Origin of the sequence: Pseudomonas sp. GM79, assembly GCF_000282495.1 — a bacterium.
Classification (GTDB): domain Bacteria; phylum Pseudomonadota; class Gammaproteobacteria; order Pseudomonadales; family Pseudomonadaceae; genus Aquipseudomonas.
This window is the reverse complement of record NZ_AKJE01000087.1, coordinates 106,216-132,313: the sequence shown is the minus strand read 5'-3', so window position 1 is coordinate 132,313 and position 26,098 is coordinate 106,216. Positions and strand designations below refer to the sequence as shown.

Genomic DNA, 26,098 nt, shown 5'->3' with positions numbered 1-26,098 from the left:
CCTGTGGGAGCGGGCTTGCTCGCGAAGGCTGCGTGTCAGTCGGCATCATCGTAGGTAGGCACACCGCCTTCGCGAGCAAGCCCGCTCCCACAAGGTATTGTGGCGTTTGGGAGGGTTCGGTTGCCATGGGCTGATATCAGGCTGGCGAATGATGACAGACACGCCGCGCGCGCCTGACTAGATTGCAGTTTCCGGGGGCAGCGACGCCTTCATAACAATAAAGAGACGGACCCATGCAGAACTCGACCCAAGCGGCGAATGCCTGGCGCATTCTGTTCCTGCTGTTCCTGGCCAACCTGTTCAACTTCTTCGACCGCACCATCCCGGCGATCATCATCGAGCCGATCCGCATGGAATGGCACCTCAGTGACTTTCAGCTGGGGATCATCGGCACCGCATTCACCATCGTTTACGCCATTGCCGGCCTGCCCCTTGGGCGATTGGCCGATACCGGTTCGCGCAGCAAGTTAATGGGCTGGGGCCTGGCAACCTGGAGCGGGCTGACTGCGGTCAACGGGCTGGTGGGCAGTTTCTGGAGTTTCCTGATCGTGCGCATGGGCATCGGCATCGGTGAGGCCAGTTACGCGCCGGCTGCCAACTCGCTGATCGGCGATTTGTTCCCGGCTCATCGTCGAGCTCGGGCCATGGGTATTTTCATGCTTGGCCTGCCGCTGGGGTTACTGCTGGCGTTTTTCACCATCGGCTGGATGGTCAAGGCGTTCGACAGCTGGCGCGCGCCGTTCTTTATCGCGGCAGTGCCGGGGCTGATCCTGGCGGTGTTCATGTTCTTCATCAAAGAGCCAAAACGCGGCGCGGCGGAAAGCGTGCAAGTGTCTCAGGAGCGCGTGGACCGGCCGATCCGTCGAGTGCTGGCGGTGCCGACTTTCCTGTGGCTGGTGATGGCGGGCCTGTGTTTCAACTTCGCGACTTATGCCTGCAACTCGTTTCTGGTGCCGATGCTGCAGCGATATTTCCTGATGCCATTGCAGGAGGCAGCGGTGGCGACCGGGGTGATCGTCGGGGTGACCGGGCTGTTCGGCCTGACGCTCGGCGGCTGGATCGCCGACAAGATTCACCAACGCGTGGCCAATGGGCGGCTGCTGTTCGCGGCATTCAGCCTGATCATTTCGACCGTGTGCACCGCCTGGGCGCTGCACGCCGGACGGATCGAGATCGGGGTGTTTGTCGCGGTGTTCAGCCTGGGTTGGTTGTTTGCCTACAACTTCTATACCTGCGTGTACACGGCGATCCAGGACGTGGTCGAACCGCGTTTGCGGGCCACGGCGATGGCGTTGTTCTTTGCCGGTCTGTATTTGCTGGGTGGGGGATTGGGGCCGGTGGTGGTCGGCGGATTGTCGGATCACTTTGCGCACACGGCCATGTTGTCGGCCGGCGCCGAGCAGATGACTGAAGCGTTCAAGGCGGTCGGCCTGCATGACGCGATGTACCTGATCCCGGTGGCGCTGTTCTTTACCATGGTGTTTCTGTTTTTGGCATCGCGGTGTTTTGTAAGGGATGCCAAGCGGATGAAAGAGGGGTTGGTGGCGGTGGTTGAGCCTGCGGGTTCTGCGGTGACTGCCTGATCGCCATCGCGGGCAAGCCCGCTCCCACAGGGATTTATGTCGTCCACATAACCTGTGGGAGCGGGCTTGCTCGCGAAGAGGCCATCAGCAACACCACAACAATCAAGCAGATAAACAAAAGGCCCGCATCGCTGCGGGCCTTTTGTTTGAACGGAGCGGGGCAGGGGATTAGCCCGCCACCAACACCCGAATCGCTTCCAGTCGCAGCGCCGCTTTGTCGAGCATGGCCAGGCCTTGCTCACGTTGCTTGCGCAGGGCAACCAGTTCGCTGTCGCGCACGGTCGGGTTGACCGCTTGCAACGCGGTCAGGCGCGCCAGTTCTTCTTCGGTATCCGCCGCCAGGCGACGTTGCGCCTCGGCCACGCGCTCAGCGTGACGCGGGGTGATTTTCTCTTCGCCGGCGTTGATCCGTGGTGTCAGCTGGTCGCGCTGGGCCTGGATGAACTTGTTGGCGCTGGCGCGGGGTACGCTTTCCAGTTGATCGTTCAGGGTTTCGAACGACACCCGGGTCGACAGGTCGTTGCCATTGGCATCGAGCAGGCAGCGCAGGGCGGCCGGCGGCAGGTAACGGCCCAGTTGCAGCGAGCGCGGAGCAACGACTTCGCTGACGTAGAGCAGTTCCAGCAACACGGTGCCCGGTTTCAGCGCCTTGTTCTTGATCAGCGCCACGGCGGTGTTGCCCATTGAGCCGGACAGGACCAGATCCATGCCGCCTTGAACCATCGGGTGTTCCCAGGTGATGAACTGCATGTCTTCGCGAGACAGCGCCTGGTTGCGGTCGTAGGTGATGGTCACGCCTTCGTCGTCGCCCAACGGGAAGCTGGCGTCGAGCATTTTTTCGCTTGGCTTGAGGATCAGCGCGTTTTCCGAATGGTCTTCGCTGTCGATGCCGAAGGCGTCGAACAGGGTTTCCATGTAGATCGGCAGGGCGAACTGATCGTCCTGTTCGAGGATGTCCTCGACCAGCGCATCACCTTCGCCAGCGCCGCCGGAATTGAGCTCCAGCAAACGGTCGCGACCTGTGTGCAGTTCGGCTTCCAGACGCTCACGTTCGGCGCGGGCTTCGTCGATCAGCGCCTGCCACTCGCCATCGTCGGCGTTTTCCAGCAGCGGCAGCAGGCGCGGGCCGAACTGATGCTGCAAGGCGTTGCCGGTCGGGCAGGTGTTGAGGAACGCGTTCAGCGCTTCGTGATACCACTGGTACAGCCGCTCTTGCGGGCTGGTTTCCAGGTACGGCACGTGCAGCTCGATGATGTGCTTCTGACCGATCCGGTCGAGACGACCGATACGCTGCTCCAGCAGGTCCGGGTGCGACGGCAGGTCGAACAGCACCAAATGGTGCGAGAACTGGAAGTTGCGACCTTCACTGCCGATTTCCGAGCAGATCAGCACCTGAGCGCCAAATTCTTCGTCGGCGAAGTAGGCGGCGGCGCGGTCGCGCTCGAGGATGTTCATGCCTTCGTGGAAGACCGTGGCTGGAATGCCAGAACGTACGCGCAAGGCGTCTTCCAGGTCCATGGCGGTTTCGGCGTGGGCGCAGATCACCAGCACTTTGGTGCGCTTGAGCATTTTCAGGGTGTCGATCAGCCACTCGACACGCGGGTCGAATTTCCACCAGCGCTCTTCTTCGTTGGCGTCCGGCTGGGCCTGGAAGCTGACTTCCGGGTACAGCTCGGCGTGATCGCCCAATGGCAGTTCGAGGTATTCGGCCGGGCACGGCAGCGGGTACGGGTGCAGTTTGCGCTCCGGGAAACCCTGCACGGCGGCGCGGGTGTTACGGAACAGCACGCGGCCGGTGCCATGTCGGTCCAGCAGTTCGCGGACCAGACGGGCGCTGGCTTCGGTGTCGCCATCATTGACGGCGGTCAGCAGGGCTTCGCCTTCGTTGCCGAGGAAACCGTGAATGGTCTTGTGCGCTTCAGGCGACAGACGCCCTTTGTCCAGCAGCTCCTGAACGGCTTCGGCCACTGGGCGATAGTTTTCGCTCTCGGCGCGGAAGGCGTGCAGGTCATGGAAACGGTTCGGGTCGAGCAGGCGCAGACGCGCGAAGTGACTGTCCTGACCCAGTTGTTCCGGAGTCGCGGTCAGCAGCAAGACCCCGGGAATGACTTCGGCGAGTTGCTCCACCAGCGAATACTGAGGGCTGACCTGATCTTCGTGCCACACCAGGTGGTGCGCTTCGTCGACCACCAGCAAATCCCAGCCGGCCGCAAACAGCGCGTCCTGGGCCTTCTCGTCATCCACCAGCCATTCGAGTGCAACCAGTGCGAGCTGGGTGTCTTCGAACGGGTTGGCGGCATCGCTTTCGATGAAGCGTTCTTCGTCGAACAGCGCGACTTGCAGGTTGAAGCGGCGGCGCATCTCCACCAGCCATTGGTGCTGGAGGTTTTCCGGCACCAGGATCAATACGCGACTGGCGCGGCCCGAAAGCAGTTGGCGATGGATTACCAGACCGGCTTCGATGGTCTTGCCCAGGCCCACTTCGTCTGCCAGCAGAACTCGCGGCGCGATGCGGTCGGCGACTTCACGGGCAATGTGCAGCTGGTGCGCGATCGGTTGCGCACGTACGCCGCCCAAGCCCCAAAGGGAGGACTGCAACTGGCGGCTGGTGTGTTCCAGAGTGTGATAACGCAGGGAGAACCAGGCCAGCGGATCGATCTGGCCGGCGAACAGACGGTCGCTGGCCAGACGGAATTGAATGAAGTTCGATAGCTGGGTTTCCGGCAGGGTGACCACTTCGTTCTGCGCGTTGAGGCCGTGGTAGACCAGCAAGCCGTCGACGTCGTCGACTTCCTGGACGGTCAGTTTCCAGCCTTCGAAGTGAGTGATGCTGTCGCCCGGCGAAAACCGCACGCGGGTGAGGGGCGCATTCCGTAGCGCGTACTGGCGAGTGTCGCCAGTGGCCGGGTAGAGCACGGTCAACAAGCGGCCGTCCTGTGCCAGAACGGTGCCCAAACCCAGCTCGGCTTCGCTGTCACTGATCCAGCGTTGCCCCGGTTGATACTGCTGCGCCATGCTGCCTGACTCCCACCTTGAAAAAGCGGGCTATCTTAACGGAATGAGCCTTCAGGACCAAAGGATTACATGCGCGCGCTGATGGAGGATGCGAACTTTTCGGGAGATGAAGATCAAAAGATCGCAGGCTGCGCCAGCTCCTACGGTGCCAAGGGGGACACAAGTTTGCGACCGATGGCTCAAGTCGTCACCCCCGCAGCCGACAGCCTGCTGACAGGAGACTAATTAATATGTTGCCACCGATGCTCCCCTTGAGCGCCGTACCAATCACTTCACAGCAGGATCCGGTTCGCCAGCGCCCGGATATTGCGCCCGTGGTGCCGGTGCAGGAAAGCTCCAACGAAAGCACCATCGACCTGCAAAAACGCGATCCGGAAGAGGCGGGCCTGCAACTGCGCGAGGAACAGCGTCGGCAACAGGAGCGCGAGCGCCGTCGTCGTGAGGCCGATGAGGATCCTGAAGAGCACCTGGCGATTCCCGGTAATGAGCTCAATGCCGACAACACCGTACCGGTGGTGCCGTTGATGGAGGATCAGCCACGTCAGGGGTTGTGGGTCGATATCGAAATATGAAGTGTCGGATCACTGGTCAGCGCCCGCGCCAGACCGCATTATTGGCGTAATCCTGTCGCCTTTACCGGCAGTTGAATTCATTTCCAAGCGATGCACTGAACGCCATGAGCCAAGATGACAAGCTGATCGACCTCAACGCCGAACGCGCCAAGCGGGTTCATGACCTTAATGAAAAGCGCCTGAACGAAGTACGCCAGGCGTTCGAGCAGGCGATGCCGTTGGGCAAAGCGAAGAAAAAGCCGAAGAACAAACCGAAAAAGCGTTGAAACACCCTGCATCGGTTGATGCAGGTCAGTTATTTCCCTTCCTTTTACGCCCGTCTCGGGCGGCATTGATCCCGGTCAATTTTCTCTCCTGCCCGATTGGTTAACTTAGCCCCATCGCAACAGGGCAAGTGCAGGAGGCCAGTCATGTTTTTCGACAACGTGGTGATCGCCGGAGTGCTGACAGTCGGCCTCATGGTTCTGTTTTTTGCAGGGTTTGGATTTTTTATCTGGAAGGATTCGCATAAGCGGAAAAAACCGTAGGGTCTTTCTGGAGTAATGAGCACGCAAGGCATTTTGGGCGACTTCGGTCGCCCTTTTTTTTGCCTGCAAAAAGCTGTCGGATGTACATAGAACTACTGTGGGAGCGGGCTTGCTCGCGAAGGCGTCAGGTCAGCCAACATCAATGTTGAATGACACACCGCTTTCGCGAGCAAGCCCGCTCCCACATTTGATTTGTGGTGTTTTTTGGGAAGATTGCAGCAATAAAAAAGGCGCGAACCTCACGGAACGCGCCTTTTTTGTGCCGCTATGTATCAGCTACCCAGTGCCTTCGATGCCAGCCAGAACAGGCCGGCCGACAGGGCCACGGTGGCGGGAAGGGTCAGAACCCAGGCCAGCAGGATGGTTCTGACGGTGCCGCCTTGCAGGCCGCTTTTGTTCGCGACCATCGTACCGGCCACGCCTGAAGACAGGACGTGGGTGGTGGAAACCGGCAGGCTGAAGATGTTCGCCGCGCCGATCATGCACGCTGTGGTGATCTGCGCCGACATGCCTTGGGCATAGGTCATGCCTTGCTTGCCGATTTTCTCGCCGATGGTCAGGACCACGCGTTTCCAGCCGACCATGGTACCCAGGCCGAGGGCCAGTGCGACCGCCAGAATCACCCAGAACGGGGCATATTCGGTGGTGGTGGTCAGGTCCTTGCGCAGTTTGTCCAGGTCAGCCTTTTCACGGGCAGCGAGGCCTGGCAGCTTGGCGACTTTCTTCGCGGTGTCGTCCAGGCAGAGCAGGTAGCGACGTACTTCGATGCGGCTTTCCGACGGCAACGAATGGTAGTCGGCTACACCTTTAAGGGTGCCCAGCAGCGCTGAAATAGTCGGTTCGGTCTGTTGCGGGTTGCAACGGAATTTCTCCGGCAGATCGCCTTTCACGCTTTTGCCCAGTGCCAGGAACTCACCCAGGGATTCGCGGTTGCGCTCGTAGAACTGGCTCAGGTGCAGGGTCGCATCGCGAGTACGTTCGATCTGGTAGGTGGTGCTGTTCAGGTCGAGAACGAACTGCGCCGGCACGATACCGATCAGCACCAGCATGATCAGGCCGATACCTTTCTGGCCATCGTTCGAGCCGTGCACGAAGCTGACTGCCATCGCCGAAATCACCAGCACCAGACGGTTCCAGAACGGCGGGTGTTTCTTGTCGTCGATCTTGCGGCGCTGTTCCGGTGTCTTGTGCATCTTGGACAGCGGACGCCACCATTTAAGGCCGATCAGCACCAGGGCTGCGATCAGGAAACCAGCCATCGGCGAGAACACCAGGGACGCACCGATATCGATCGCCTTCTGCCAGTTCACGCCATCGGCCAACGGAATATCGTTGATCAGGGCGTTGGCCAGGCCGACACCGAGGATCGAACCGATCAACGTATGAGAGCTGGAGGCAGGGATACCGAAGTACCAGGTGCCCAGGTTCCAGGTGATGGCCGCGGCGAGCAACGAGAACACCATGGCCAGTCCGTGACCGGTGTTCACATTGATCAGCAGTTCTACCGGCAGCAAATGGACGATGGCATACGCCACGCCCACACCGCCCAGCAGCACGCCGAGGAAGTTGAACACACCGGAAAAGAACACCGCCAGATGAGGCGGCATGGCTTTGGTGTAGATAACAGTGGCCACCGCGTTTGCGGTGTCATGAAAGCCGTTGATGAACTCGAAGGCGAGGACAAAGGCCAGGGCGAGCAAGAGGCTCACAAGCACCCAAGCATCCAGTCCGCTGAATAAATCGATCATGAAGGTTTTCTGACCCGGTCGTAAGGGGGCGCGATTATGCCAGAAAAGATGGGTAATCGATGCACTAGCTGCTCATCGGTTACATTCTTCAACGAATTAATTTGTGGCAATCCCCCTGGCCCCAGGTTTTTTCAGGGTTTTACAAGTCATTGAATTCACTTGCAAAGGCTGTAGCCACAAGGGTTTCTCCCGGCAGGGCGAGAGGCTTGAACGCGTGTATGAAATATCTGAGAAGAGGGTCGGACAGGAGCCATTTACCTCATCCAGTGGATGAGGGGACCGTCGCCCGCTTGTAGCGGGCGCGAAAAGCATCATCGATACAACCCGCTTTTAGCAGGTGTAGATGCAGGCTCTTGAAAGAATTCAAACCGAGGCAGTCATGGCTCTTCGGCTTTGAGTTCCTTTTCCATCTTCTGCAATTCCTGGGAGAAGGCCTGGTCCTGAACGGTGGCGCGTTTACGCCAGGGTTTGCGTTCGGGTTCGGGCTGAGCGGCGTAGGTGGTGACTTCCCCGCCGTAAACTTCCTTGTAACGTTGTTCCTGGCGCTCAAGTTCCGCGCGCAGTTCGTCTTTCGTCACAGTGCTACCTGATTGAGTTGAGATTAATTCTGGTGAAACGCGCTGCATCGATTTATTGACCACGCTCGTTGAAGAGACAATGCCTGGCAAGGCATCGTTCCCTCGGAGCAATCAATTCGTCCTTGTTGCAGGCGGCCACGGCACCAGAGAAAAACAGCTGACGTAGCATCAGTCTCCTGTTTCAGCGAGCGCGTTGGCGGAGCATATGAAATGAGCGTCAGGCGCTTGCTGCGGACAGCGGCAATGGATATTGCGCTGCCGGTTGGCGAAATCGGCACGTAAAAAACCGGTCGCCACTGAGATGCATTATAGCGGTCGATCCGAAGAACACTATCTCTTGAGAGTTAAAAGTAGTTCCTCGTGTGTGATTGTTTTGTTACTCGCAAACTTTTGCCGGTAACTACGGTGCCGTGATGCCAGTTACAGCGGTGACTTTCTGGCGCCATTAAGCCGAATGAATTAGTAAACCGGAGCTTCTTTAAAACGTGACCGAAAATAACAAACATATTGCAGGGGGATGAAAGCAATAGGGCTCACTATAAGCAACCACTGATTGCGATTATCGGCCCATGGTTCGATAATCGCCCAATCTTGGTGGCCGGTGGCTTGTGTATCAGACCGGGAGCCGCTTGTAATAGTCGCTGATCCGTGTGGGAAACAACCGATATGAACGATCAAATGCGCAATTCCTTCGCTTCAGTGGCACCGCCGATCGTTGCCTCGCCCGCCAAGCGAATCCAGGCGCTGACCGGTGACCCGGATTTCATGACCTCCCTGGCCCGTGGCTTGGCGGTGGTGCAAGCGTTCCAGGAGCGCAAGCGGCACCTGACCATTGCGCAGATCAGCCATCGCACGGAAATTCCCCGCGCCGCTGTGCGACGTTGCCTACATACCCTGATCAAGCTCGGCTACGCCACTACCGACGGACGCACCTATTCGCTGTTGCCCAAAGTACTGACCCTGGGCCATGCCTATTTGTCGTCGACGCCATTGGCGGTTTCTGCCCAACCGTATCTGGACCGCATGAGCGAGCAACTGCATGAGGCCTGCAACATGGCCACGCTGGAAGGCGATGACATTTTGTACATTGCACGCTCGGCGACCACCCAGCGGCTGATTTCCGTCGACCTTTCGGTGGGCGGGCGATTGCCGGCCTATTGCACGTCCATGGGCAGGATTCTTCTCGCCGCGCTGGACGACACGTCACTGCGCGAATACCTCGACCATGCAGAGCTGCAAGCCAAGACCAGTCGCACGTTGCATACCCCCGAGGCGTTGCTCGAATGCCTGCAAGAGGTACGGCAGCAAGGCTGGTGCATCGTTGATCAGGAACTGGAGCAGGGCCTGCGCTCGATTGCCGTGCCGGTGTACGACGCGTCCGGCCAAGTGGTGGCGGCCTTAAACGTCAGCACCCACGCCGGCCGGGTCAGTCGCAACGAGCTGGAACAACGTTTCTTGCCCGGCCTGCTAAGTGCCAGTCGCGACCTGAGCGCGCAGCTCTTTGCCTAAGCTGTTCGATAAACGCACAGAGTCGCGTTTATCGAATTGACGCTCTTTCCCTCGGATCATTAATGTCGCGGCAGCGTCATCCGGCACTACGGGTCTTCAGTCAGTCGCCGGATCACGCCCCAATAATAATGAGAAGAGGCATCGTCATGCGCACGTTTCCCGACTGTCGCTGTTCCCATCGGTTTAGCTGCCGAAACCGGATTGCCTGATCCCGACCTCCTTTCTTGTCATAGCGTCAGCCCCGGCTGGCACCTGTTCGACTGCGTTTTTGCGTGGAATAAAAATAATGAACCAGCCTCAGTCTGCTGTAGGAAACTGCCTCGACGTGCAGTCCTTCATCAACACTCAACCCATTTCGCGTTACCAATGGCGGGTGGTGATTCTATGTTTCCTGATTGTTTTCCTCGATGGCCTCGATACTGCGGCCATGGGTTTTATCGCGCCGGCACTGTCCCAGGACTGGGGCATCGATCGCGCCAGTCTCGGCCCGGTGATGAGTGCGGCGTTGATCGGGATGGTCTTCGGCGCTTTGGGTTCCGGCCCATTGGCTGACCGCTTCGGGCGAAAAGTCGTACTGGTGGGCGCGGTGTTGGTGTTCGGCGCTTTCAGCCTGGCGTCGGCCTATAGCACCAATGTTGACCAACTGCTGGTACTGCGATTCCTCACCGGCCTGGGCCTGGGCGCCGGCATGCCGAACGCCACCACGCTGCTGTCCGAATACACCCCGGAGCGCAAAAAGTCCCTGCTGGTGACCAGCATGTTCTGCGGCTTCAACCTCGGCATGGCCGGTGGCGGGTTCATCTCGGCCAAACTGATTCCGGCCTTCGGCTGGCACAGTCTGTTGATGATCGGCGGGGTTCTGCCGCTGATCCTCGCTGTCGTCTTGCTGTTCTGGTTGCCGGAATCGGCGCGTTACCTGGTGGTGCGCAATCGTGGCACGGACAAAGTGCGCAAGACCCTGGCGCCGATCGACCCGGCGATGGTGGCTCAGGCTTCGAGCTTCAGCGTGCCGGAACAGAAAACCGTGAAGGCGCGCAATGTGTTTGCGGTGATCTTCTCCGGCACTTACAGCACCGGCACGTTGTTGCTGTGGCTGACGTACTTCATGGGCCTGGTGATCGTTTACCTGCTGACCAGTTGGTTGCCGACTCTGATGCGTGACAGCGGCGCGAGCATGGAGCAGGCGGCGTTCATTGGTGCGCTGTTCCAGTTCGGTGGGGTGTTGAGCGCAGTAGGTGTGGGCTGGGCGATGGACCGGTTCAATCCGCACAAGGTCATCGGCATTTTCTACTTATTCGCCGGGGTATTTGCCTACGCGGTAGGACAGAGCCTGGGCAGCATCACATTGCTGGCGACCCTGGTGCTGGTGGCCGGGATGTGTGTCAACGGCGCGCAATCGGCGATGCCGTCGCTGGCGGCGCGGTTTTACCCGACTCAAGGGCGGGCGACCGGTGTGTCGTGGATGCTCGGGATTGGCCGCTTCGGCGCGATCCTCGGTGCATGGATGGGCGCAACGTTGCTGGGCCTGGGCTGGAACTTCGAACAGGTGCTGACGGCGCTGGTGATTCCGGCCGCGTTGGCGACCACGGCGGTGGTGATCAAGGGCATGGTCAGCCATGCGGATGCGACCTGAGGGCAAGTTTCAGATTCTTCAGCGAGTCTGATGGCCTCTTCGCGGGCAAGCCTCGCTCCTACAAGGATTGCGCATCAACCTGTGGGAGCGAGGCTTGCCCGCGAAGCTTTTGAGGATCGGTAGCGAGACAACAATCTGTTCGATAAACGAACACTCAGTCGATTATCGGATTGTTTAGCGTTTTTCAGGGGCTTAACCTTCAGTCATTCCGGCGCTGAACCTCGCGCCTTTTTCTACCACTGTCGGTTCATAACAAAACGGGAGCCTGCCCCATGGCTGAAATCCTTTCGCTGCATGACGCGGTAAAGCAGTTCGTCAACGACGGCGATACCGTCGCGCTCGAAGGCTTTACTCACCTGATTCCTACGGCGGCGGGTCACGAAATCATCCGCCAGGGCAAGAAAGATCTGACCCTGGTGCGGATGACGCCCGACTTGATCTACGACCAATTGATCGGTGCCGGTTGTGCTCGCAAGCTGATTTTCTCCTGGGGCGGTAACCCAGGTGTGGGCTCGCTGCACCGTCTGCGTGACGCGGTCGAAAGGCAGTGGCCGCATGCGCTGGAAATCGAAGAGCACAGTCACGCCGACCTGGCCAATGCCTACGTCGCGGGCGCTTCGGGCTTACCGTTCGCGGTGCTGCGTGCCTACGCCGGCTCCGACCTGCCGAAGGTCAACCCGCTGATCAAAACCGTCACGTGCCCGTTCACCGGCGAAGTGCTGGCGGCGGTGCCGTCGGTGCGACCGGACATCACCGTGATTCACGCGCAGAAAGCCGACCGCAAAGGCAACGTGCTGCTCTGGGGCATTCTTGGCGTGCAGAAAGAAGCGGCGCTGGCCGCCAAGCGCTGCATCGTCACTGTTGAAGAAATCGTCGACGACCTCAACGCACCGATGAACGCTTGCGTGCTGCCGACCTGGGCCTTGAGCGCGGTCTGCCATGTACCGGGGGGCGCGCATCCGTCCTATGCCCACGGTTACACCGAACGCGACAACCGCTTCTACCAAGCCTGGGACCCGATTGCCCGCGACCGTGAAACCTTCACCGCGTGGATCAACGAGTACATCCATGGTTGCGCTGACTTCAGTGAGTTCCAGGCCAAGCTGGCCGCTGCTTCGGAGGCCAAGTAATGACTTACACCACCAATGAAATGATGACCGTCGCCGCCGCCCGCCGTCTGAAAAACGGTTCCGTGTGCTTCGTCGGCATCGGCCTGCCGTCGAAAGCCGCCAACCTGGCACGTCTGACTTCCTCGCCAGACGTAGTCCTGATCTACGAATCGGGTCCGATCGGTGCCAAGCCGAGCGTACTGCCATTGTCGATCGGTGACGGTGAATTGGCGGAAACCGCCGACACTGTCGTCCCGACCGGTGAGATTTTTCGCTACTGGTTGCAGGGCGGGCGCATCGACGTCGGTTTCCTCGGCGCCGCGCAAGTCGACCGTTTCGGCAACATCAACACCACCGTCGTTGGCGACTACCACGCGCCGAAAGTTCGCCTGCCAGGTGCCGGTGGCGCGCCGGAGATCGCCGGTTCCGCCAAAAGCGTACTGATTATCCTCAAGCAGTCGGCGCGCTCCTTTGTCGACAAACTCGACTTCATCACCTCGGTCGGCCATGGCGAGGGCGGTGATTCACGCAAGCGTCTCGGCCTGCCGGGTGCCGGTCCTGTCGGCATCATTACCGACCTGTGCATCATGGAACCCGAAGCGGATACTCATGAATTCGTGGTCACCGCGCTGCACCCAGGCGTGACCCGCGAGCAAGTGATTGCCGCCACCGGCTGGGCGATTCGTTTTGCCGATCAGGTGGACAACACCGCCGAGCCCACCGAGCTCGAGTTGACGGCGCTGCGCGATCTGGAAGCCCGCACCGCTGCGGCCCACGGCCAAGCACCGGGAGAAGCCTGATGCGTGACGTTTATATCTGCGACGCCATTCGCACCCCCATCGGCCGTTTCGGCGGCGGCCTGTCGACGGTTCGCGCCGATGATCTGGCCGCCGTGCCGATCAAGGCGCTGATGGTGCGCAACCCGTCGGTGGACTGGAACGCGGTGGACGAGGTGTTCCTCGGTTGCGCCAACCAGGCCGGCGAAGACAACCGTAACGTGGCACGCATGGCGTTGTTGTTGGCGGGCCTGCCGGAAACCATTCCCGGGGTCACCCTCAATCGCCTGTGCGCTTCGGGGATGGATGCGATCGGTACGGCGTTTCGGGCCATCGCCAGCGGCGAGATGGAGCTGGCGATTGCCGGCGGCGTCGAGTCGATGTCTCGCGCACCGTTCGTGATGGGCAAGGCCGATGCGGCGTTCTCGCGAAACATGAAACTGGAAGACACCACCATCGGCTGGCGTTTCATCAACCCGTTGATGAAAGCCCAATACGGCGTGGATGCGATGCCGCAGACCGCTGATAACGTGGCCGACGATTACCGGATTTCCCGCGCCGATCAGGATGCGTTCGCCCTGCGCAGTCAGCAACGCACGGCCACCGCGCAAGCTGCAGGATTTTTCGCTGAAGAAATCGTCGAAGTGCGCATCGCCCACAAGAAGGGTGAAAGCGTCGTCGCGCAGGATGAGCATCCACGTGCTGACACGACTTTGGAAACCCTGGCCAAACTCAAACCGGTCAATGGCCCGGACAAAACCGTCACCGCCGGCAATGCCTCCGGTGTGAACGACGGTGCGGCGGCGTTGATTCTGGCCTCGGCCGAAGCCGTTAAAAAGCACGGCCTGACCGCCCGCGCCAAAGTACTCGGCATGTCCAGCGCCGGTGTTGCGCCGCGAGTGATGGGCATTGGCCCGGTGCCGGCGGTGCGTAAATTGACCGAGCGCCTGGGCCTGGCGGTTAGCGATTTCGACGTGATCGAACTCAACGAAGCGTTCGCCAGCCAAGGCTTGGCCGTGCTGCGTGAGTTGGGGCTGGCTGACGACTCGGCCCAGGTCAACCCGAACGGTGGCGCCATTGCCTTGGGCCATCCGCTGGGCATGAGCGGTGCGCGACTGGTACTGACCGCGCTGCATCAGCTGGAAAAAACCGGTGGCAAGAAAGGTCTGGCGACCATGTGCGTCGGTGTCGGCCAGGGTCTGGCGTTGGCGATCGAACGGGTCTGACACGCTTGGCTGTGAATAAAGCGTCGACTAATAAGAACTGAGGAAAGCGTAATGACTGACAAGCCTGGTTACCGTCGCCCGCAGGCGGGCACTCAGCCGGAATACCTGCACCCTCCTTATCAATCCACCAACCTTCGCTCGCCGTCCAAGCCGTTGGTGTTTTTGCCTCATTCGCTGTCGGAAATCACCGGGCCGACCATCGGCGCCGAGCGCATCCAGGAGCAGGACAACGACCTGACCGCGCAGCACGAGGGCGAACCGCTCGGCGAGCGCATTATAATTCACGGCCGCGTGCTGGATGAAAACGGTCTGCCGGTGCCAGGCATTCTGGTGGAGATCTGGCAGGCTAACGCCGCCGGTCGCTACAACCATGCGCGCGACCTGCACGACGCACCGCTGGACCCGAATTTCACCGGCACCGGCCGCACCGTGACCGACGCCTATGGTTGGTATCAGTTCCAGACCATCAAGCCTGGCGCCTATCCGTGGGGCAACCATCACAACGCATGGCGTCCGGCGCACATCCATTTCTCACTGTTCGGGCCGAGTATTCTCACGCGTCTGGTGACCCAGATGTATTTCCCGGGCGACCCGTTGCTGGCCTACGATCCGATCTACAACTGCGTGCCCGATACCAGCGCCAAAGAGCGCCTGATCGCCCGTTTCGACCTGGAAAAAACCATCCCTTCCTACGCCCTCGGTTATCGTTGGGACATCGTCTTGCGCGGCCGCGAAGCCACGCCGATGGAGAAATAAGATGACGCTGAACGCGACCACGTCCCACACCGTCGGGCCGTATTACCACATCGGCCTGACCTGGCTGAACCGTGAAGACCTGACCGTTGCACAAACCCTCGGCGAGCGCGTGGCAATCACCGGGCAAGTCGTCGATGGTAATGGCGACTTCGTCAACGACGCGATGCTCGAAGTCTGGCAGGCCAACGCCGCCGGCAAGTACGACCATCCCGAAGACGATCAGGACAAACCCCTGGACCCGAATTTCGAAGGGTTTGGCCGGGTGCCGGTGGATGCAGAAGGGCGCTTCCGCTTTACCACAATCAAACCGGGCACCGTGGAAGGCTTGAAGGGAACGACCCAGGCGCCACATTTGGTGGTATTGGTGTTTGCTCGCGGGTTGGTGAAGCACTTGCTGACGCGGATCTATTTCGATGGTGAACCGGCCAACGTGGCGGACCCGTTGCTGGAGTGTGTGCCAGCAGAGCGCCGCAGCACCTTGCTGGCGAAGCGGGATGCTGCGGGTGTTTATCAGTGGAATGTGGTTCTGCAGGGTACGGATGCCGAGACGGTGTTTTTTGATTATTGATTGAGCGCCGCAAAACCTGTGGGAGCGGGCTTGCTCGCGAAGGCGGTGTGTCAGGCGACATCAATGTTGGCTGTGCCGCCGTCTTCGCGAGCAAGCCCGCTCCCACAGGGATAGCATTGCCAATTGTGGAACGGGATTGTTGCAAAGTGTGTCTAGACTCTCACGGTCCCCAAAAAAGTGAAGAACGATGACAACCCTCACAGCTCTCTACACCAGTGAAGAACGCAACAAAAGGATCTTTGCGATTGTCGGCGCCTCGTCCGGCAACCTGGTTGAATGGTTCGACTTTTACGTCTACGCCTTCTGCGCAATCTATTTCGCCCCGGCGTTTTTCCCGTCCGACAACCCCACGGTACAGCTGGTAAACACGGCGGGCGTATTCGCCGCCGGGTTTCTGATGCGGCCTATCGGCGGTTGGATCTTCGGTCGGGTGGCGGACAAACACGGGCGCAAGAATTCGATGTTGATCTCGATTCTGATGATGTGCTTCGGTTCGTTGCTCATCGCCTGCCTGCCGACCTACAACAGCATCGGGGTCTGGGCGCCGATCATGCTGTTGTTCGCGCGCTTGCTGCAGGGTTTGTCGGTGGGCGGTGAGTACGGCACCACCGCGACCTACATGAGCGAAGTCGCCCTCAAGGGCCAGCGCGGTTTCTTTGCCTCATTCCAGTATGTGACGCTGATTGGCGGGCAGTTGCTGGCGGTGTCGCTGGTAGTGGTCCTGCAGCAGTTCCTCAGCGAGGATGAATTGCGTGCCTATGGCTGGCGAATTCCGTTCGTGGTCGGTGCGGCTGCGGCATTGATTTCGTTGTTCCTGCGTCGTGCGCTCAAGGAAACCACCAGCAAGGAAATGCGCGAAAACAAGGACGCCGGCAGCATCCGTGCACTGTTCCGCGATCACAAGGCTGCGTTCATCACCGTGCTGGGTTACACCGCCGGCGGTTCGCTGATTTTCTACACCTTCACCACGTACATGCAGAAGTACCTGGTGAATACCGCCGGCATGCACGCCAAGACCGCGAGCTACATCATGACCGGCGCGCTGTTCCTTTATATGTGCATGCAACCGTTCTTCGGCATGCTCGCCGACAAGATCGGCCGGCGCAATTCGATGCTGTGGTTCGGCGCCCTCGGGACGTTGTGCACCGTACCGATCCTGTTGAGCCTGAAAAGTGTCAGCAGTCCGTTCCTGGCCTTTGTCCTGATTACCCTGGCGCTGGCAATCGTGAGTTTCTACACCTCGATCAGCGGTCTGGTGAAAGCCGAAATGTTCCCGCCAGAGGTACGCGCCTTAGGCGTCGGCCTGGCGTATGCGGTGGCCAATGCAATCTTCGGCGGTTCGGCGGAGTATGTGGCGCTGAGCCTTAAAGCCGGCGGCATGGAAAACTCGTTCTACTGGTACGTGACGGTGATGATGGCGGTCGCGTTTCTGTTCAGCCTGCGTCTGCCGAAACAGGCGAAGTATTTGCAAAACGACCTTTGATCTTTACGCGGGGGCCCTGACCGGCCCCACGCCTGCAAGGACTGTTTATGAACCAGCGACCGGGCAATCAATTGTTCGATGCCTACTTCACGGCACGCGACATGCGTGAGGTGTTCTGCGATCAGGGCCGGGTTCAGGCCATGCTTGATTTCGAAGCAGCACTGGCCCGGGCCGAGGCGCGGGTTGGGCTGATTCCGCAGACGGCTGTCGCGTCTATCGAAGCGGCATGTCGGGCCGAGCATTACGACTTCGCCGCGCTGGGTGAGGCCATTGCCACGGCGGGGAATTCGGCGATTCCACTGGTCAAGGCGTTGGGCAAGCAGATCGCCAAGAACGATGCCGAAGCCGAGCGTTACGTGCATTTGGGCGCGACCAGCCAGGATGTAATGGACACCGGCCTGGTGTTGCAACTGCGCCGCGCGCTGGAATTGATCGAAGCTGATCTGGCGCAACTGGGGGAAACCCTCGCGACCCAGGCCCGGCGTTACGTCGCCACGCCAATGGCCGGACGCACTTGGCTGCAGCATGCGACACCGGTCACCCTCGGCATGAAAATCGCCGGTTGGCTGGGGGCGGTGACGCGTAGCCGTCAGCGTCTGCTGGAACTCAAACCGCGCCTGTTGGTGCTGCAATTCGGTGGTGCCTCCGGCACCCTCGCGGCCCTTGGCGAGCAGGCGATGCCGATTGCCGAAGCCTTGGCCGCAGAACTGCAACTGACCTTGCCGGAACAACCCTGGCACACCCAACGCGATCGTCTGGTGGAGTTTGGCGCGGTGCTCGGACTGATCGCCGGCAGCCTCGGCAAACTCGGTCGCGACATCAGCCTGTTGATGCAGACCGAGGCCGGCGAAGTGTTTGAACCGTCGGCGCCGGGCAAGGGCGGTTCTTCGACCATGCCGCACAAACGCAACCCGGTGGGCGCAGCGGTGCTGATCGGTGCGGCGACGCGGGTGCCGGGCTTGCTCTCGACCTTGTTCAGCGCGATGCCGCAGGAGCACGAACGCAGCCTGGGCTTGTGGCATGCCGAATGGGAAACCCTGCCAGAGATTTGCTGTTTGGTGTCAGGCAGCTTGCAGCAAGCGCTGTTGGTGGCCGACGGACTGGAAGTGGATGCCGACCGCATGACACGCAACCTCGACTTGACCCAGGGCCTGGTGCTGGCCGAAGCCGTGAGCATCGTGCTGGCACAACGGGTCGGTCGCGACACTGCGCACCATCTGTTGGAGCAGTGCTGCAAGCGCGCAGTGGCCGAGCAACGTCATCTGCGCGCGGTGCTCGGTGACGAGCCGCAGGTGACTGCCGAGCTGTCGGACGCTGAACTCGATCGTCTGCTGGACCCCGCCCATTACCTCGGTCAGGCCCATACCTGGGTCGAGCGAGCGGTGGCTGAACATTTTGCGTTGATAGCTTGAAGGAGACTGCCGTGGCATTCGTACAACTCGCCGAGGGCGAACTGCATTACCAAATTCAAGGGCCGCAACTCGATGGACCGGCGGATGCGCCGGTGCTGGTGCTGTCCAACTCACTGGGCACCGACCTGCACATGTGGGACGCGCAAATCCCTGCATTCACCGAGCATTTTCGCGTGCTGCGTTTCGATACCCGTGGTCACGGCCAATCGTTGGTGACGCCGGGGCCGTACAGCATCGAGCAACTGGGCCGCGACGTGCTGGCGCTGCTGGATGCGCTGCACATCGAACGCGTGCATTTCTGTGGGCTGTCCATGGGCGGGTTGATCGGTCAATGGCTGGGGATCAATGCCGGTCAGCGTTTGAACAAACTGATCGTGTGCAACACCGCGGCGAAAATCGGCGACCCATCGGTGTGGAATCCACGGATCGAAACCGTGCTGCGTGACGGCTCGGCGGCGATGGTTGCCCTGCGTGATGCGTCGATTGCGCGCTGGTTCACTGCGGATTTTGCCGAGGCCAATCCGGCAGCGGTCAAGCGGATTACCGACATGCTCGCGGCGACTTCGCCTGAAGGTTACGCGGCCAATTGCGCGGCGGTACGTGATGCCGATTTCCGCGATCAGTTGTCGTCGATCAAGGTGCCGCTGCTGGTGATCGCCGGCACTGAAGATGCTGTTACGCCACCGTCCGGCGGGCATTTCATTCAGGAACATGTGCAAGGTGCCGAGTACGCCGAGTTCTACGCCGCGCACCTGTCCAACGTCCAGGCCGGCGCTGCATTCAGCGACCGAGTACTGGCGTTTTTGTCAGCTCATTGAGGGGATTGTTGTGGACGAGAAACAACGTTACGACGAGGGCCTGAACGTTCGCCGCGCAGTACTGGGCGACGCCCATGTCGACCGCAGCCTGAATGCGCTGACCGAGTTCAACTCGGAGTTCCAGGAGATGATCACCCGCCACGCCTGGGGCGACATCTGGACCCGCCCGGGCCTGCCGCGCCACACCCGTAGCCTGATCACCATCGCGATGCTGATCGGCATGAACCGCAACGAAGAACTCAAACTGCACCTGCGCGCCGCCGCCAACAACGGCGTGACCCGCGGCGAGATCAAGGAAGTGATCATGCAGAGTGCGATCTACTGCGGCATCCCGGCGGCCAACGCGACGTTCCACCTGGCTGAATCGGTGTGGGATGAGTTGGGGGTTGAATCGCGGGAGTAACTGTCCACCACCCACCTGTGGGAGCGGGCTTGCTCGCGAAAGCGGTTTAACATTCAGCATTGATGCAAGCTGATGCACCGCTTTCGCGAGCAAGCCCGCTCCCACATTTGGTCTGTGTTTACAGCAGGCTGATCGGATAGCTGACGATCAACCGGTTCTCGTCGAACTCATTGTTGCTGAAGTCGCGGCGGATGGTCGAGTTGCGCCATTTGACGTTGAGGTCTTTGAGCGTACCGCTCTGCACGGTGTAGCCCAGTTCGCTTTCACGGCCCCATTCCTTGCCGTCGCTGGTGGTTGCAGTGTGTACGTTGTCGCCGCTGATGTAGCGGTTCATCAGGGTCAGGCCTGGCACGCCAAGGGCGGCGAAGTTGTAGTCGTGGCGCAATTGCCAGGATCTTTCCTTCGCATTGTCATAGCTGGCGTTGTAGCTGTCGTTGGCCAAGGTGCCGCCGCTGGTGCCGTTGACCCGCATCCAGGCACTGTCACCGGTGAGTTTTTGCAGGCCGACATAGAAGGTGTTGCCGCCATATTTGGCCGAGAACAGGCCCGACCAGGTTTTGTTGTCCAGCTCGCCGGCCCGGGCGCTGCCGTCATCCTTGCCGTAGAAGAACCCCAGATTGGCGCCCAGCGTCCAGTCGCCCAGTGGTTGGGTGTGGATCAGGTTGACGTATTGCTGGTTGTAGATGTCCTTGAGTTCAGCGTTCCACAGGCCGATCTGGGTGCGCTTGCCGTTGAAGGCATATTCACCGCCCTGAAAGTTGAAGCGGTCTGAGGTGAACGCCGCTTTGCCGGTCATCGACATGTCATTCATGCTGCTGTCATCGCGCGGGCTGTTGGCGCGGAACTGGCCGCCGTAGAGCGTCAGGCCGTCGATTTCCTTCGAGGTGATCTGGCCGCCACGGAAGGTTTGCGGCAGCGAGCGACCGTCGTCCGAACGCAGGATCGGCAGCACCGGCATCCACTCGCCGACCTTCACTTCGGTCTGGGACAGCTTGGCCTTGAACGCCACGTTGGTTCGACCGAAATTGTCTGCCGGACGACCATCTTGATCCAGCGGCAACAACTGCGTACCGCCGGTGCCTTTGCCGCCGTCGAGCTTGACCGAGTACAAGCCCAGCACGTCCATGCCAAACCCGACGGTGCCCTGGGTGAACCCGGACTTGGCGTCGAGGATGAAACTTTGCGTCCACTCTTCAGCCTTGCCCTGGCTTTTGGTCGGGTTGGTGAAGTTACGGTTGATGTAGAAATTGCGCAGGTTCAGGTTGACCTTGGCGCCTTCGACAAAACCGGCTTCCTCGGCCATGGCGGGCAGGGCCGCACCGGCCAGTGCGATGGCGATCAGGCTGGGAAAGAAATACTGCGTGGAAGGCGTCATGGGCTCGGGTCTCTCTAATTCTTGGAGGTGAAACAGGGTGGTGCCGCAACGTTTGGGTTGCAGACATAAGATTTCGAATTCAGAAAAGCGGGGGCGAAGTCAGCCGGACAGGGCAGGGCGCGGGGACATGATGTCGAACCTGTTGTTATTGGTTTTGTGCGACAGATGGTGAGGGAAAGGGACTAAACGGTTCAATCGGCGAGGGCGGGTTTTGGGCGATTATCGAACGGCAAAAGATCAAAAGATCGCAGTCTTCAGCGGTACTACATGAAATCGCGCACCTGCGTAGGAGCTGCCGAAGGCTGCGATCTTTTGATCTGGCTTTCGCGCCGCCAACAAAAAGCCCACCAATCGGTGGGCTTTTTGTTTTTACCGCGCTATCAGAACAACTTCATCTTCGGCGCTTCTTCTTTCAACGGCTCGTTCTTCGCCGTCTGTTCATTCCAGCCACCACCCAATGCCTTGTACAGATTGACCGCGCTGGTCAGCTGCGCCAGACGGTCGGTGATCAGCGCTTGTTGGGCGCTGAACAACTGGCGCTGGGCGTCGAGGAAGGTCAGGTTGCTGTCGACACCGATGCGGTAGCGACGCTCGGCCAGACGGTAGTAGTCCTGGTTGGCGCTGACGAAATCACGCTGAGCCTGCAACTGCTCGGTGTAGGTCTGGCGTGCAGCCAGGCCATCGGCGACTTCCTGGAAGGCCGTTTGAATGGACTTCTCGTAGTTCGCCACGCCGATGTCTTTCTGGATCTTGGAGTAATCCAGGCTGGCGCGCAGGCTGCCGGCGTTGAAGATCGGCAAGTTGATCTGTGGCTGGAACAACCAGGTGCCCGAACCGCCCTTGAACAGACCGGACAGATCCGGGCTCAGGGAGCCGGCATTGGCGGTCAGGCTGATGCTCGGGAAGAACGCAGCCCGTGCCGCGCCGATGTTGGCGTTGGCAGCCTTGAGGTTGTACTCGGCCTGAAGGATGTCCGGACGACGTTGCAGCAAGTCCGACGGCAGGCCGGCCGGAACTTCGCTCAGCACGTCGTCCGACAGTGGCTTGGCCGCTTGCAGATTGGCCGGGATACCGGTGCCGAGCAGCAGCACCAGGCTGTTTTCATCCTGGGCGACCTGACGGGTGTATTTGGCCAGTTGCACACGGGCGTTTTCCACCGAGGTACGCGACTGGGCCAGATCCAGCGCCGAGGCGACACCCACTTCGTTGCTGCGCGAGGTGAGCTTGTAGCTCTCCTCGAAGGCGCCGAGGGTTTCCTGGGTCAGTTTCAGCAGCTCTTTATCAGCCTGCCAGGTCAGATAGGCATTGGCCACACTGGCCACCAGGCTGATCTGCGTGCTGCGGCGTGCTTCTTCAGTGGCGAAGTATTTCTGCAGGGCTTCTTCGCTCAGGCTGCGAACCCGACCGAACAGGTCAAGTTCATAAGCGCTGATGCCGACGGTGGCCGAGTAAGAACTGGAGATGGCTGCTTCACCGGTTTGCGAGGCCCGTGCCGGGACTCGCTGACGGCTGCCGCTGCCGGTGGCCGAAACCGCCGGGAACAGATCGGCACGCTGAATGCGGTATTGAGCCGCATAAGCGTCGATGTTCAGCGCCGCGACGCGCAGGTCACGGTTGTTCTCCAGCGCGGTCTGAATCAGCTGTTGCAGCGCCGGGTCGTGGAAAAACTGCTTCCAGCCTTGTTCAGCGGCGGCCTGGTTGGGCGCCTGGGCCGGCGAATACGCCGGGCCTTGCGGGTATTGGCCCGCCACCGGTGCTTCAGGCTGCTGATAATCGGGTATCAGCGAGCAGCCGCTCAGCACGAAGGCGGCGACTGCGATGGAGAGTAGCGACTTGCTCATTAGCCAGCCTCTTTAGATGGTTCAATGGCGTCATCATCTTGGTCGGCGACTTTGCGCTGGCCCATGGACGACACGGTGACAAAGAACAAGGGGACCCAGAAGATCGCCAGCACAGTGGCTGTGATCATACCGCCAATCACCCCGGTACCGATCGCATGCTGGCTACCCGAACCTGCGCCCGTGGAAATGGCCAGCGGAACCACACCGAGCACGAACGCGAGCGAGGTCATGATGATCGGTCGCAGACGCATCCGGCAGGCTTCGATCGCGGCATCGCGCAAGCTACGTCCTTGCTCATGCAGTTCCTTGGCGAACTCGACGATCAGAATGGCGTTTTTCGCCGCCAGGCCGATCGTGGTTAACAGCCCCACCTGGAAGTACACGTCGTTGGACAGGCCACGCATGCTGGTTGCCATCAGCGCACCGATAATCCCCAGCGGTACCACCAGCATCACCGCGATCGGGATCGACCAGCTTTCATACAGCGCCGCCAGACACAGGAACACCATCAGCAGCGACAAGGCATACAACGCGGGCGCTTGCGAGCCGGACAGACGTTCCTCGTACGACAGGCCAGTCCAGGAAATACCGACACCGGCCGGCAGTTTCTTGGCCAGGGCTTCGACTTCGGCCATCGCTTCACCAGTGGAATGGCCTGGCGCCGGGGCACCGAGGATTTCCATCGCTTCCACGCCGTTGTAACGGGCCAGTTTCGGCGAACCGTAGATCCACTCACCCTTGGCAAACGACGAGAACGGAACCATGGTGCCGGCGCTGTTGCGCACGTACCACTTCTTCAGGTCTTCGGGGCTCATGCGAGCGCCAGGCAGGCCTTGTATGTAAACCTTCTTCACTCGACCGCGGTCGATGAAGTCGTTCACATAGCTACTGCCCAGGGCAATCGACAGGGTGTTGTTGATGTCGGTGAGGGTCACGCCCAGGGCGCTGGCCTTCTCATCGTCGATTTCCAGCTGGTATTGCGGCTCGTCGTTCAGGCCGTTAGGACGGACTTGCGACAGGACCTTGCTTTGCGCCGCCATGCCGAGGAACTGGTTACGGGCTTCCATCAGTTTCTCGTGACCGATACCGGCGCGGTCCTGGAGGAACACGTCGAAACCGGTGGCGTTACCCAGTTCCAGTACCGCCGGTGGTGCGAAGGCAAACACCATGGCGTCGCGGAACGTAAAGAAGTGCTGTTGGGCACGGGCCGCGAGTTTGAACACGCTGTTGTCGGCGTTACGTTCTTCCCACGGTTTGAGCATGATGAACGCCATACCCGAACTCTGACCACGACCGGCGAAGTTGAAGCCGGTCACGGTAAAGACCGAGGCTACCGCATCGCCTTCACCGCCCTCCGAGCTCGGACGCAGCAGGAATTCGCGCATTTCGTCCACGACCACTTGCGTGCGCTGGGAGCTGGAACCGGCCGGGGTTTGCACTTGCGCAAACAGTACGCCCTGGTCTTCTTCGGGCAGGAACGCCGTTGGAATACGGGTGAACAGCCAGATCATGCCGACCACAATGATCAGGTACGCCAGCAGGTAGGGAGCCTTGTGCGTAAGTATATTGCCCACGCCGCGCTCGTAGCTTTTGACGCCACGGTCGAAGCTGCGGTTGAACCAGCCGAAGAAGCCGCGTTTCGGCGTACCGTGCTCGCCTTTCGGAATCGCCTTGAGCATGGTCGCGCAGAGCGCTGGAGTGAAGATCAATGCCACCAATACCGACAAGGCCATGGCCGAAACGATGGTGATCGAGAACTGCTTGTAGATCACACCGGTGGAACCACTGAAGAACGCCATCGGCAGCAGTACCGCCGACAGCACCAGGGCGATACCGACCAGGGCACCCTGGATCTGCCCCATGGATTTCTTCGTGGCCTCCTTGGGTGACAGGCCTTCTTCGCTCATGACCCGTTCAACGTTTTCCACCACGACGATGGCATCGTCCACCAGCAAGCCGATGGCCAATACCATGCCGAACATGGTCAGGGTGTTGATGCTGAAGCCGAACGCCGCGAGGATCCCGAACGTACCCAGCAATACCACTGGCACGGTCATCGTGGTGATGACGGTGGCGCGGAAGTTTTGCAGGAACAGGAACATCACCAGGAACACCAGCACGATCGCTTCGACCAGGGTTTCAACCACGCCCTTGATCGACTCGGTCACCACCGGGGTGGTGTCGTACGGGAACACCACTTCCATCCCTTCCGGGAAGAAAGGCTTGAGGGTGTCGATGGTATTGCGCAGGGCTTTTGCGGTGTCGAGGGCGTTGGCGCCGTTGGCCAGTTTCACCGCCAGGCCGGAGGCCGGGGCGCCGTTGAACTGGGCGCTGATCGAGTAGTTTTCGCCACCCAGACCGACTTCCGCAACGTCGCCGACACGCACTTGCGAGCCGTCCTTGTTGACCTTCAACAGAATCGCCTTGAACTGCTCGGCGGTCTGCAGACGGGTCTTGCCGATGATCGTCGCGTTCAGCTGCTGGCCGGGCAGGGCAGGCAGGCCGCCGAGTTGACCGGACGAGACCTGGACGTTCTGCGCCGCGATGGCGGTTTTCACGTCCACCGGGGTCAGGTTGTAGTTGTTCAACTTGGCCGGGTCCAGCCAGATCCGCATCGCGTACTGGGCACCGAAGACCTGGAAGTCACCGACACCGGCGGTGCGCGAAATCGGGTCCTGCATGTTCGACACGATGTAGTTGGACAGGTCGTCCTTGGTCATGCTGCCGTCGCGCGACACCACGCCGATGACCATCAGGAAGTTTTTCACCGACTTGGTCACGCGGATGCCCTGTTGCTGCACTTCTTGCGGCAGCAGCGGGGTGGCCAGGTTCAGCTTGTTCTGGACCTGAACCTGCGCGGTATCGGAGTTAGTGCCCTGCTCGAAGGTCGCGGTAATGGTCATGTTGCCGTCGGAGTTACTTTCCGAGGAGACATAACGCAGGTTATCGATACCGTTGAGCTGTTGCTCGATCACTTGCACCACGGTGTCCTGCACGGTTTGTGCAGACGCGCCCGGGTAGGTCACCGAGATCGCAATAGCTGGAGGCGCAATGCTCGGGTATTGGTTGATCGGCAGTTTGAGAATCGATAGAGCCCCGACCAGCATAATCACCAGGGCAATTACCCAGGCGAAAATCGGACGGTCGATAAAAAATTTCGACATGG

The 26,098-nt window shown here is 60.1% G+C and carries 22 protein-coding genes; 16 read left to right on the top strand and 6 right to left on the bottom strand.

Going from position 1 to position 26,098, the window contains the following annotated elements; genetic code table 11:
• Nucleotides 1-233 precede the first annotated feature (233 nt).
• On the top strand, nucleotides 234-1,583 hold the full coding sequence (locus PMI36_RS06340; RefSeq protein ID WP_008074573.1) for a spinster family MFS transporter: 1,350 nt from the start codon (nucleotides 234-236) through the stop codon (nucleotides 1,581-1,583).
• 168 nt (nucleotides 1,584-1,751) lie between these two features.
• On the opposite strand, the gene rapA is transcribed toward PMI36_RS06340, so the two are convergent.
• Nucleotides 1,752-4,598: an RNA polymerase-associated protein RapA gene (rapA, locus tag PMI36_RS06345; RefSeq protein ID WP_008074572.1), complete on the bottom strand. Its 2,847-nt coding sequence runs from the start codon at nucleotides 4,596-4,598 to the stop codon at nucleotides 1,752-1,754.
• A 69-nt stretch (nucleotides 4,599-4,667) separates the two neighbouring features.
• Between rapA and PMI36_RS31765 the strand changes: the two genes are divergently transcribed.
• From PMI36_RS31765 to ccoM, 4 genes are all read left to right on the top strand, one after another.
• Nucleotides 4,668-4,823: a hypothetical protein gene (locus PMI36_RS31765; protein ID WP_008074571.1), complete on the top strand. Its 156-nt coding sequence runs from the start codon at nucleotides 4,668-4,670 to the stop codon at nucleotides 4,821-4,823.
• A gap of 5 nt (nucleotides 4,824-4,828) precedes the next feature.
• On the top strand, nucleotides 4,829-5,170 hold the full coding sequence (locus PMI36_RS06350; RefSeq protein ID WP_008074570.1) for a hypothetical protein: 342 nt from the start codon (nucleotides 4,829-4,831) through the stop codon (nucleotides 5,168-5,170).
• 104 nt (nucleotides 5,171-5,274) lie between these two features.
• The gene (locus PMI36_RS31760; protein ID WP_008074569.1) at nucleotides 5,275-5,436 is read left to right on the top strand and encodes a hypothetical protein; all 162 of its coding nucleotides are present in this window, start codon (nucleotides 5,275-5,277) and stop codon (nucleotides 5,434-5,436) included.
• Between the two features lie 144 nt (nucleotides 5,437-5,580).
• Nucleotides 5,581-5,697, top strand: coding sequence for a cytochrome c oxidase subunit CcoM (gene ccoM / locus PMI36_RS32335; RefSeq protein ID WP_007906619.1), 117 nt, complete (start codon nucleotides 5,581-5,583; stop codon nucleotides 5,695-5,697).
• Between the two features lie 272 nt (nucleotides 5,698-5,969).
• On the opposite strand, the gene PMI36_RS06360 is transcribed toward ccoM, so the two are convergent.
• Complete coding sequence (locus tag PMI36_RS06360; protein ID WP_007903847.1) at nucleotides 5,970-7,445, bottom strand: inorganic phosphate transporter; 1,476 nt, start codon at nucleotides 7,443-7,445, stop codon at nucleotides 5,970-5,972.
• Nucleotides 7,446-7,822: 377 nt separating this feature from the next.
• Nucleotides 7,823-8,023, bottom strand: coding sequence for a hypothetical protein (locus PMI36_RS06365; protein WP_007903846.1), 201 nt, complete (start codon nucleotides 8,021-8,023; stop codon nucleotides 7,823-7,825).
• 666 nt (nucleotides 8,024-8,689) lie between these two features.
• Between PMI36_RS06365 and pcaR the strand changes: the two genes are divergently transcribed.
• The 11 genes from pcaR (at nucleotide 8,690) to pcaC (ending at nucleotide 19,716) form a co-directional block, all read left to right on the top strand.
• Nucleotides 8,690-9,532: a pca regulon transcriptional regulator PcaR gene (pcaR, locus tag PMI36_RS06370; protein WP_008074568.1), complete on the top strand. Its 843-nt coding sequence runs from the start codon at nucleotides 8,690-8,692 to the stop codon at nucleotides 9,530-9,532.
• Nucleotides 9,533-9,818: 286 nt separating this feature from the next.
• Nucleotides 9,819-11,165 carry an MFS transporter gene (locus tag PMI36_RS06375; RefSeq protein ID WP_008074567.1) on the top strand — a complete coding sequence of 449 codons (1,347 nt, stop codon included), beginning with the start codon at nucleotides 9,819-9,821 and terminating at the stop codon, nucleotides 11,163-11,165.
• A gap of 272 nt (nucleotides 11,166-11,437) precedes the next feature.
• Entirely contained in the window at nucleotides 11,438-12,295 is an 858-nt protein-coding gene (locus tag PMI36_RS06380; protein WP_007903838.1) for a CoA transferase subunit A, read from the top strand.
• On the top strand, nucleotides 12,295-13,074 hold the full coding sequence (locus tag PMI36_RS06385) for a CoA-transferase subunit beta (RefSeq protein ID WP_008074566.1): 780 nt from the start codon (nucleotides 12,295-12,297) through the stop codon (nucleotides 13,072-13,074). Before PMI36_RS06380 ends, PMI36_RS06385 begins: the two co-directional genes overlap by 1 nt.
• Entirely contained in the window at nucleotides 13,071-14,276 is a 1,206-nt protein-coding gene (gene pcaF, locus PMI36_RS06390; protein WP_177319502.1) for a 3-oxoadipyl-CoA thiolase, read from the top strand. The genes PMI36_RS06385 and pcaF overlap by 4 nt, the downstream gene beginning before the upstream one ends.
• Before the next feature lie 51 nt (nucleotides 14,277-14,327).
• Nucleotides 14,328-15,032 (top strand): protocatechuate 3,4-dioxygenase subunit beta, encoded by a 705-nt coding sequence (gene pcaH, locus PMI36_RS06395; protein WP_008074564.1) that lies wholly within the window; start codon nucleotides 14,328-14,330, stop codon nucleotides 15,030-15,032.
• A 1-nt stretch (nucleotide 15,033) separates the two neighbouring features.
• On the top strand, nucleotides 15,034-15,600 hold the full coding sequence (gene pcaG / locus PMI36_RS06400) for a protocatechuate 3,4-dioxygenase subunit alpha (protein WP_008074562.1): 567 nt from the start codon (nucleotides 15,034-15,036) through the stop codon (nucleotides 15,598-15,600).
• Nucleotides 15,601-15,787: 187 nt separating this feature from the next.
• Nucleotides 15,788-17,083 (top strand): MFS family transporter, encoded by a 1,296-nt coding sequence (locus PMI36_RS06405; protein ID WP_008074560.1) that lies wholly within the window; start codon nucleotides 15,788-15,790, stop codon nucleotides 17,081-17,083.
• A 47-nt stretch (nucleotides 17,084-17,130) separates the two neighbouring features.
• On the top strand, nucleotides 17,131-18,495 hold the full coding sequence (locus tag PMI36_RS06410; protein WP_008074558.1) for a 3-carboxy-cis,cis-muconate cycloisomerase: 1,365 nt from the start codon (nucleotides 17,131-17,133) through the stop codon (nucleotides 18,493-18,495).
• Between the two features lie 11 nt (nucleotides 18,496-18,506).
• A complete protein-coding gene (gene pcaD / locus PMI36_RS06415) occupies nucleotides 18,507-19,313 on the top strand; it encodes a 3-oxoadipate enol-lactonase (protein ID WP_008074557.1) in 807 nt (268 codons plus the stop codon).
• A 10-nt stretch (nucleotides 19,314-19,323) separates the two neighbouring features.
• Nucleotides 19,324-19,716 carry a 4-carboxymuconolactone decarboxylase gene (gene pcaC, locus PMI36_RS06420; RefSeq protein ID WP_008005892.1) on the top strand — a complete coding sequence of 131 codons (393 nt, stop codon included), beginning with the start codon at nucleotides 19,324-19,326 and terminating at the stop codon, nucleotides 19,714-19,716.
• Nucleotides 19,717-19,834: 118 nt separating this feature from the next.
• Here the strand turns inward: pcaC and PMI36_RS06425 are convergent, their stop codons facing one another.
• The 3 genes from PMI36_RS06425 to emhB form a co-directional block, all read right to left on the bottom strand.
• The gene (locus PMI36_RS06425) at nucleotides 19,835-21,091 is read right to left on the bottom strand and encodes an OprD family porin (RefSeq protein WP_008074556.1); all 1,257 of its coding nucleotides are present in this window, start codon (nucleotides 21,089-21,091) and stop codon (nucleotides 19,835-19,837) included.
• Between the two features lie 380 nt (nucleotides 21,092-21,471).
• A complete protein-coding gene (gene emhC / locus PMI36_RS06430) occupies nucleotides 21,472-22,932 on the bottom strand; it encodes an efflux RND transporter outer membrane subunit EmhC (protein WP_008074555.1) in 1,461 nt (486 codons plus the stop codon).
• Entirely contained in the window at nucleotides 22,932-26,096 is a 3,165-nt protein-coding gene (gene emhB, locus PMI36_RS06435) for an efflux RND transporter permease subunit EmhB (protein WP_008074554.1), read from the bottom strand. Before emhB ends, emhC begins: the two co-directional genes overlap by 1 nt.
• Nucleotides 26,097-26,098: the final 2 nt, after the last annotated feature.